The 7,324-nt window shown below is 60.6% G+C and carries 9 protein-coding genes and 3 pseudogenes; 2 read left to right on the plus strand and 10 right to left on the minus strand.

Going from position 1 to position 7,324, the window contains the following annotated elements:
- The 4 genes and pseudogenes from I5W_RS11945 to purB form a co-directional block, all read right to left on the minus strand.
- Positions 1–203, minus strand: a pseudogene (locus I5W_RS11945) (dihydropteroate synthase); the annotation flags it as partial.
- Positions 203–487, minus strand: a pseudogene (locus I5W_RS11950) (YceI family protein); the annotation flags it as partial. The pseudogenes I5W_RS11950 and I5W_RS11945, both read right to left, overlap by 1 nt.
- Positions 488–550: 63 nt before the next feature.
- Positions 551–1,075 (minus strand): cytochrome b, encoded by a 525-nt coding sequence (locus tag I5W_RS11955; protein ID WP_044529389.1) that lies wholly within the window; start codon positions 1,073–1,075, stop codon positions 551–553.
- A gap of 313 nt (positions 1,076–1,388) precedes the next feature.
- On the minus strand, positions 1,389–2,756 hold the full coding sequence (gene purB, locus I5W_RS11960) for an adenylosuccinate lyase (RefSeq protein WP_044529392.1): 1,368 nt from the start codon (positions 2,754–2,756) through the stop codon (positions 1,389–1,391).
- A gap of 232 nt (positions 2,757–2,988) precedes the next feature.
- On the opposite strand from purB, the gene I5W_RS11965 reads away from it, so the two are divergent.
- Positions 2,989–3,603 (plus strand): glutathione S-transferase family protein, encoded by a 615-nt coding sequence (locus I5W_RS11965; protein ID WP_017451490.1) that lies wholly within the window; start codon positions 2,989–2,991, stop codon positions 3,601–3,603.
- Between the two features lie 84 nt (positions 3,604–3,687).
- Here the strand turns inward: I5W_RS11965 and bfr are convergent, their stop codons facing one another.
- The 6 genes from bfr to I5W_RS32450 form a co-directional block, all read right to left on the minus strand.
- Positions 3,688–4,167: a bacterioferritin gene (gene bfr, locus I5W_RS11970; RefSeq protein ID WP_017451489.1), complete on the minus strand. Its 480-nt coding sequence runs from the start codon at positions 4,165–4,167 to the stop codon at positions 3,688–3,690.
- 280 nt (positions 4,168–4,447) lie between these two features.
- Positions 4,448–4,864 (minus strand): ExbD/TolR family protein, encoded by a 417-nt coding sequence (locus I5W_RS11975; RefSeq protein ID WP_026051992.1) that lies wholly within the window; start codon positions 4,862–4,864, stop codon positions 4,448–4,450.
- A complete protein-coding gene (locus tag I5W_RS11980; protein WP_017451487.1) occupies positions 4,864–5,595 on the minus strand; it encodes a MotA/TolQ/ExbB proton channel family protein in 732 nt (243 codons plus the stop codon). Before I5W_RS11980 ends, I5W_RS11975 begins: the two co-directional genes overlap by 1 nt.
- Before the next feature lie 95 nt (positions 5,596–5,690).
- On the minus strand, positions 5,691–6,392 hold the full coding sequence (locus I5W_RS11985) for an energy transducer TonB (protein ID WP_017451486.1): 702 nt from the start codon (positions 6,390–6,392) through the stop codon (positions 5,691–5,693).
- Positions 6,393–6,401: 9 nt separating this feature from the next.
- Entirely contained in the window at positions 6,402–6,629 is a 228-nt protein-coding gene (locus tag I5W_RS11990) for a (2Fe-2S)-binding protein (protein ID WP_017451485.1), read from the minus strand.
- Positions 6,630–6,659: 30 nt separating this feature from the next.
- Positions 6,660–6,959, minus strand: a complete 300-nt coding sequence (locus tag I5W_RS32450; protein WP_085946776.1) for a hypothetical protein — start codon at positions 6,957–6,959, stop codon at positions 6,660–6,662.
- Positions 6,960–7,013: 54 nt separating this feature from the next.
- Between I5W_RS32450 and I5W_RS32455 the strand changes: the two are divergent.
- Positions 7,014–7,298, plus strand: a pseudogene (locus tag I5W_RS32455) (hypothetical protein); the annotation flags it as partial.
- Positions 7,299–7,324: the final 26 nt, after the last annotated feature.

The raw sequence follows: 7,324 nt of genomic DNA on the forward strand, positions 1-7,324 counted from the left end.
GAGCTCGGTCCCGGGGAACCTCTAGAGTCCTCGATAGCACCTTCGGCGCGAAAACCGTTGATGTCATTGATCATGTCCACCTCGGCTGCCAGCGCTTCGCGCATGACGGCGGGCTTGTAGGTATCCAGCGACAATGGCTTGCCGCAGTCGCGCAGTGCGTAGATCACCGGCATGACGCGCTCCAGCTCCTGCTCCAGCGAGAGTCCTTCTTCTGCACTTCCTTGTTGTATTCGGCATCCCCCAGGTCGAAGCTGGCCACGTCGATGTCGACTGTCGCCTTGCCTTGTTCCGGCTTGGCGGCGTCGAAGTCGATGGCGGCGTTGATCTTGTTGAACTTGGCATCGACCGGCACGTTCAACTGCTTGAAGGTGGCGACCACGGTGCTCTTGGCGGCATCCACCTTGAGCGGTGCGGCCTGGGCGGACAGCGCAAAGGAAGCAGCGGCCAGGGCCAGGAGGGAGGGTTGGAAGAAGCGGGAGAAAGTCATGTCGGATTCCGTAAAAAAACGAGCAATATGAATAATCTTGCGTAGTACCTGCCTTGCAGGGGCTCAGGGCAGCATACGCTTGAAGATGTTGTCACGATCGATGAACTGGTGCTTGAGCGCGGCCAGCACATGCAGGGCGAAGGCGGCCAGCAGGGTCATGTTGAGCCAGTAGTGGATCTCTTTGAGCAGCGGCTTGAGCGCGGGATCGGGGGCCATCAGCACCGGCAGCGGCAGCACGCCGAGATAGACCACCGGCACGCCGGCAGAGAGGCTATAGAAATAGCCCGACACGGGAATGGCGAACATCAGTGCATACAGGCCCAGGTGCAGGCCGTGCGCCGCCGCTTGCTGCCAGCCGGGCATGTTGGCCGGATAGGCTGGCGCCTTGTGCGTGAGACGCCATAGCAGGCGCACGCAGGCCAGGGCCAGCACGGTCACGCCCAGCCACTTGTGCCAGGAAAAATACTTCAGCTTGGTCGGGGTCAGGCCGGGAATATCGACCATGGTCAGGCCCAGTCCGAAGGCGGAGATGATCAACAGGGCAATCAGCCAGTGCAGCAGCACGGCGGGTTTGGTATAGCGGTCCATAGGCGACAAAAATAGGAGGCGTGTTGGTGGCGTTTGGAGCGGCTGGCGCTGCGATGGTTCGGCAGGGCGGGCAGGCCGGGCTTGCGTGGCGAAACCAGTCATGATTCCGGTCGGCAAGGGAAAATGCCACTCTTGTTGATCTTGCTGAGTATAAAGAGCTTTGGCTGCTCGCATTACTCGCCGAAATGGCACTTCAGCCGTCCGGTTTTACGAGTAATTCTTGCAAAGCTTCACGATTGTGGAGGTATAAATGAAAAATGGCGCACATTGCTGTGCGCCATTTGTTCATCTTTATAAAATCTTATATGAAGAATTAGATTTGCTTGGCCAGTTCCACGGCGGTGCCGATGTAGTTGGCCGGAGTCATGGCCAGCAAGTGGTCCTTGGCCTCTTGCGGGATGGCCAGACCATTGATGAAGTCGCGCAGGGCATCCTTGGAAATGCCCTTGCCGCGGGTCAGTTCCTTCAGTTGTTCATAGGGATTTTCGATGCCATAGCGGCGCATGACGGTCTGCACCGGTTCGGCCAGCACTTCCCAGGTGGCGTCGAGGTCGTCGGCCAGGCGCTGCGGGTTGATTTCCAGCTTGTTCAGGCCGCGCAGGCAGCTGTCATAGGCCAGCAGGGTGTAACCGAAGCCCACGCCGATGTTGCGCAGCACGGTGGAGTCGGTCAGGTCGCGCTGCCAGCGCGAGACCGGCAGCTTTTCCGAGAGGTGCTTCAGCACGGCATTGGCCATGCCCAGGTTGCCTTCGGAGTTTTCGAAGTCGATCGGGTTGACCTTGTGCGGCATGGTCGAGGAACCGATTTCGCCAGCCTTGGTGCGTTGCTTGAAGTAACCCAGGGAGATGTAGCCCCAGATGTCGCGGTTCAGGTCCAAGAGGATGGTGTTGGTGCGGGCCACGGCATCGAACAGCTCGGCCATGTAGTCGTGCGGCTCGATCTGGATGGTGTAGGGGTTGAAGACCAGGCCCAGGCGCTGTTCCACGACTTGCTTGGAGAAGGCGGCCCAGTCGGTCTGCGGATAGGCTGACAGGTGGGCGTTGTAGTTGCCCACGGCGCCATTCATCTTGCCCAGGATCTCGACGGCGGCGATACGCTTGGCCGCACGTTGCAGGCGCGCCACGACGTTGGCCACTTCCTTGCCCAGGGTGGTCGGGCTGGCCGGCTGGCCGTGGGTGCGCGAGAGCATCGGCACGGCGGCGTGTTCATGGGCCAGTTCGGTCAGCTTGGCGATGACGGCTTGCAGCGAAGGCAGCAGCACGGTGTCGCGCGCGGCCTTCAACATCATGCCGTGCGAGGTGTTGTTGATGTCTTCGGAGGTGCAGGCGAAGTGGATGAATTCGGAGGCGGCCACCAGTTCGGGCACATCCTTCACTTTTTCCTTGAGCCAGTATTCGACCGCCTTCACGTCGTGGTTGGTGACGGCTTCGATTTCCTTGATGCGGGCGGCGTCGGCTTCGGTGAAGTCGGCAGCCAGCTGCTCCAGCAGCGCGCGGGCGCTGGCCGAGAACGGCTTGATCTCGGCAAAGCCGGCTTCGGACAGGGCTTGCAGCCAGGCAATCTCGACCTTCACGCGATGGTGCATGAAGCCCGCTTCGGAGAGCAGCGGACGCAGTTTATCGGTCTTGGAGGCGTAGCGGCCGTCCAGCGGGGACAGGGCCGAGAGAGCAGAGAGGGACATGATGGAAACGGATGAGATGCGTTGACTGAAGATTGGCGAGTTTTGGCAAGCATTTGCCCCAAAACCCGAATCGCCCGAGCCCGCCATTTTACCATCGGCAGGTTGCTCGGCCCAGTTTTCCGGTCCGGTCAAGATGTGCCCGACCGTTGCATTCCATTTTTGGCAAATGTCTTCACAAATTTGTCAGGAAATGCGAATGTTATAATCAATCAAGATAAATACTCCACACGCTATGCTAAAACTCATCGGCTCCAATGCCAGCCCGTTCGTGCGCAAGGTGCGCGTCGTGATGGCCGAAAAAAAGATCGATTACGAATTCATCCTGGAAGATGTCTGGAGCGCATCGACCACCATCCAAGAAAGCAATCCGCTGGGCAAGGTGCCCTGCCTCTTGATGGATGATGGTGGCGCCATGTTCGACTCCCGGGTGATCGTCGAATACCTCGATACCTTGACGCCGGTCGGCAAGCTGTTGCCGCCCAATGGCCGGGAGCGCGCCGAGATCAAGTGCTGGGAAGCCCTGGCCGACGGTACGCTGGATGCGGCCGTGCTGGTGCGCCTGGAAAAGACCCTGCGGCCCACCAAGCAGCAGAGCCCGGAATGGATCAAGCGCCAGTGGAGCAAGGTCGAGGCGTCGCTCAAGGCGATGGCCGATGGCCTGGGCGAGAAACCCTTCTGCGTGGGTAATCACTACACCCTGGCCGATGTGGCCGTCTGCTGTGCGCTGGGCTGGCTGGCCTTCCGCTTCCCGGATCTGGCCTGGCGCGAGGATTATCCGCAACTGGCGCGACTGTTCGACAAGGTGTCCGAACGCGTCAGCTTCAAGGAGACGGTGCCGCACATCTGAGCGGGGCAGGCCATCGACAACAAAAAAGCGCGCTTTTCGAAGCGCGCTTTTTGTTTGCCTGCTGCGGGTGCAGTGGCGTGAAGATTACTCGCTGGCCGGGGACATCTGGCTTTGCAGGTAATTCTGGATGCCGACCTTGTCGATCAGGTCCAGTTGGGTTTCCAGCCAGTCGATGTGTTCTTCGGTGTCGTCCAGGATCATCTGGAACAGTTCGCGGGAGACGTAGTCGCCCTGCTGTTCGCAGGTGGCAATGCCTTCCTTGACGGTCTTTTGTGCCGCCTGTTCCAGCTTCAGGTCGCATTGCAGCATCTCTTGCGTGTTCTCGCCGATCATCAGCTTGTGCAAAGCTTGCAGGTTGGGCAAGCCGTCCAGCATCAGGATGCGGTCGATCAGCTTGTCGGCGTGCTTCATTTCGCCGATCGATTCGGCGTATTCCTTGGCGCCGATCTTGTCCAGGCCCCAGTGCTTGTACATGCGGGCATGGAGGAAATACTGGTTGATGGCGGTGAGCTCATTGGTCAGTTGAGCATTGAGCAACTTGATGACTGCGGGATCGCCTTTCATTGGGGATTACCTTTAAAAAATGGATGGAAGAAAGAAACCGCGTTAGTTATGGGTGACGGGTAGCTGCCTGACCGCGGACGCACGGATCATAGACCAGATGTTTTCGTTGTTCATCATTAATTAGCAGTAATCATTCTTAACTTGGTTGTGGTTTTTATCAAGAAAACAAAAAAAACCTCCGTTGCCAGGCGCGGGAGGTTTTCTGTTGCCGCCTTGCGGGGCGGGTGTTTGCAGCGGTTTTGACGGTGTCTTGCGCGGCAGGTGAGGGCCGCGCAGTGGACTATTTCTTTTCAGGATCGGTCACGAAACCGATCTTGGCCAGGCCACCGGATTGCGCTGCCGACATCACCTGCGCCACCTTTTCATACTGGGTGGTGCGTTCGGCGCGCAGGTGCAGCTCGGGTTGCGGCTGCTTCTGGGCGGCAGCGGCGATGCGGGCGTTCAACTCGCTGCTGTCGATCTTTTCTTCATTCCAGAACACGTTGCCGGCCGCATCGATGGACAGGTTGATGCTTTCCGGCTTGACCTGGTCCGGCTGGCTGCTGGCCTTGGGCAGGTCGATCTTGACCGCATGGTTCATCACCGGGATGGTGATGATGAAGATGATCAGCAAGACCAGCATCACGTCCACCAGCGGGGTGGTGTTGATCTCGGGGTTGAAGTCGTCGTCCGAATCGGACAGGGAACCCATGGCCATCATGCCCTCCCGACCGCGGTCAGCTTGGCCTTGCCGCCATTGGGCTGGCCATCTTCAGCGGCGGCACGGGCGCCGGTGACGAACAGGGCGTGCAGGTCGAAGCCGAACTTGTTGAGCTTGGCGATGGTGGTCTTGTTGCCGCGCACCAAGGCGTTGTAGCCGAAAGTGGCGGGAATGGCCACGGCCAGGCCCAGGGCGGTCATGATCAGGGCTTCGCCCACGGGACCGGCGACCTTGTCGATGCTGGCCTGGCCGGTGGTGCCGATGGACACCAGCGCGTGGTAGATGCCCCACACGGTGCCGAACAGGCCCACGAAGGGGGCGGTGGAGCCGACCGAGGCCAGCACCGCCATGCCGGTCTGCAGCTTGCCGGAGGCTTCGTCGATGGCCTGGCGCAGCGACAGGGTGACCCAGTCGCTCACCGACAGCTGGTCATGCAGGTGCCCCTTGTGGGCGGTGTGGTGGCTCATGGCCGTCACGCCGGCACGGGCCACGTCGGCAAAAGGGTTGTCCTGACCCAGCGTGGCCACGCCGTCCGGCAGGCTGGTGGTATCCCAGAACTGATGGCCGGCGGCGGCCGAGGCCTTGCGGAACCGCAGCAGCTGGAAGGCCTTGGTGATGATCACGTACCACGACGCGATCGACATGGCCAGCAACAGGACGGCCACGCCCTTGGTAACGAAATCGCCTTGGGCCCAGAGGCTTTCCAATCCGTAGGGACTAACTTCCATGATGTTTCCTTCTATTTTGGTCTATCAGATAAGGGGAATGATGAAACGAAATGACTGCATGGCCGGGCTGGGCCCGGCCATGCAAGGTTCTTGGCTCAGTTCAGGCGGAACGCCAGGCTGCCCACCGTGCTGACCGTGATGGCACGGCCGTTTTCGATATAGGGCTTGAAGATGGCGCGCATCACGGCGCTGCGGGCAGCATCATCCAGGCGCGCATAACCAGAGGACTTGGTGATCTCGACCTTTTCGGCGCGGCCGCTGGTGTTGACCGTCACGCGGAATTCCACCACGCCTTCTTCACCCATGCGGCGCGACACGCTGGGATAGCTCGGGTTGGGTTTTTCGATGTATTCGATGCCGGAAGTGATCTGCTTGGGCAGCACCGGGCCGGGAGGGGCGGCCGGCGCCGGCGTCGGTTCGGCGGCCACCTGCGGTGCCGGCGCGGCCGGTTGCGGCGGCTGGGGCGGGGCGGTGATGGCCGTCGGCGCCGGGGTTTCGGTCACCGGAATGGGCTTGGGCGGGGCGACGACCTTCTTGACGATCTTTACCTGCTTGGGCGGGGCCGGTTCGGCCTTGGGAGGCGCAGGTTCAGGGGCCTTCTCCGGCACGATGAAGGTGGCGATCACTTCCTTGGGAACGACGGCGGTGCTGACCTGCTTGACCAGGCCGCTTTGCAGGGCCCAGAAAAAGCCGATGTGCAACAGGATGATCAGGGCCAGCGGGCCGATCTTGCGTGCCTGGCGCATCAATGCGCTGGGTGGGGTGAGACTCATGAGAGACGGTGAAATGGCGTTCATTGATCTGGTTCAGGCCGCTGCCAGCGAGGGATGGAACACCACTGGTCGCGTGCCTTGCTGTGTTTGTCGGGGATTGCCCAGGCACTCGCGCAGGACGTTCTTGGCGCAGGAATGGCACTTGCCGCAGCAGGTACCCACGCCAAGTTGCTTGCGCAACTCAGCCATGGATGTCATGCCTGCGTTGACCGCCTGATGGATCTTGCCTTCGGAGATGTTGTTACAAACACATACGATCATTGTACGCCTTGCTGTCTGCTTTATCAGACACTAAACAGATCTCGCTCCTGCGACCATGCGCGAGAAGAAGTTGAATTTTTCCGGCGGCGGCATCGTCCGTTCCACCACATGCGCCCACTGTTCCGACAACTGCTGGCAGGTAGCCCGCAGCACCGGCGCCAGGTTGGGCAATTCGGCCAGGGCCTTCAAGTGTCTTTCGATCACCGAGGCCAGCTTTACGCAGCTTTGCGTTTCCTGGCTGTTGTTGGCGGTGTAGTGCGACATCAGATGCAGCACGACCAGCGCGCGGATCTCGGGGTCGTTCTCCACCTGCTCCAGTTGCTCCAGCATCAGCTGGAGCATGTCCGGCGTCAGGGCGTTGAGTTTGTCGGGACGGTTCAGGCACTCACGGTGTCCGGGCTGCGCCTGGCGACCAAGTCGCTGGGTGACTTGCGCGCACAGAATGCGCTCAATGGCTCGGTCAAGACCGAGGCGCAGGATCTGACCAAGATTCTGCGCGAGAGTCTCGGCGAAAACACCCTGGTGCCCGCTCCGGCCAAGCCGGTTGCGGCCACCCGCGCGCGTGGCAAGGTGGTCCGCAAGGCCGCTCCTGCGGCGGCCGATACTACCGACAGCGGCAACAGCGGTGGTGGCGGCAGCGGTCCGAATCCGTTCGGCAATCTGAAGTAAGGCAGGCCAGGCGGGAGCTGCAACGA

This window comes from Herbaspirillum sp. B65, assembly GCF_000333555.1.
GTDB classification, from domain to species: Bacteria; Pseudomonadota; Gammaproteobacteria; order Burkholderiales; family Burkholderiaceae_D; genus Herbaspirillum; species Herbaspirillum rubrisubalbicans.

Bases quoted from the DNA above. Each gene is read 5' to 3' on its own strand.
- I5W_RS11955 (WP_044529389.1), bottom strand. From the start codon at position 1,075: ATGGACCGCTATACCAAACCCGCCGTGCTGCTGCACTGGCTGATTGCC.
- purB (WP_044529392.1), bottom strand. From the start codon at position 2,756: ATGTCCCTCTCTGCTCTCTCGGCCCTGTCCCCGCTGGACGGCCGCTAC.
- I5W_RS11965 (WP_017451490.1), top strand. From the start codon at position 2,989: ATGCTAAAACTCATCGGCTCCAATGCCAGCCCGTTCGTGCGCAAGGTG.
- bfr (WP_017451489.1), bottom strand. From the start codon at position 4,167: ATGAAAGGCGATCCCGCAGTCATCAAGTTGCTCAATGCTCAACTGACC.
- I5W_RS11975 (WP_026051992.1), bottom strand. From the start codon at position 4,864: ATGGCCATGGGTTCCCTGTCCGATTCGGACGACGACTTCAACCCCGAG.
- I5W_RS11980 (WP_017451487.1), bottom strand. From the start codon at position 5,595: ATGGAAGTTAGTCCCTACGGATTGGAAAGCCTCTGGGCCCAAGGCGAT.
- I5W_RS11985 (WP_017451486.1), bottom strand. From the start codon at position 6,392: ATGAACGCCATTTCACCGTCTCTCATGAGTCTCACCCCACCCAGCGCA.
- I5W_RS11990 (WP_017451485.1), bottom strand. From the start codon at position 6,629: ATGATCGTATGTGTTTGTAACAACATCTCCGAAGGCAAGATCCATCAG.
- I5W_RS32450 (WP_085946776.1), bottom strand. From the start codon at position 6,959: ATGCTGGAGCAACTGGAGCAGGTGGAGAACGACCCCGAGATCCGCGCG.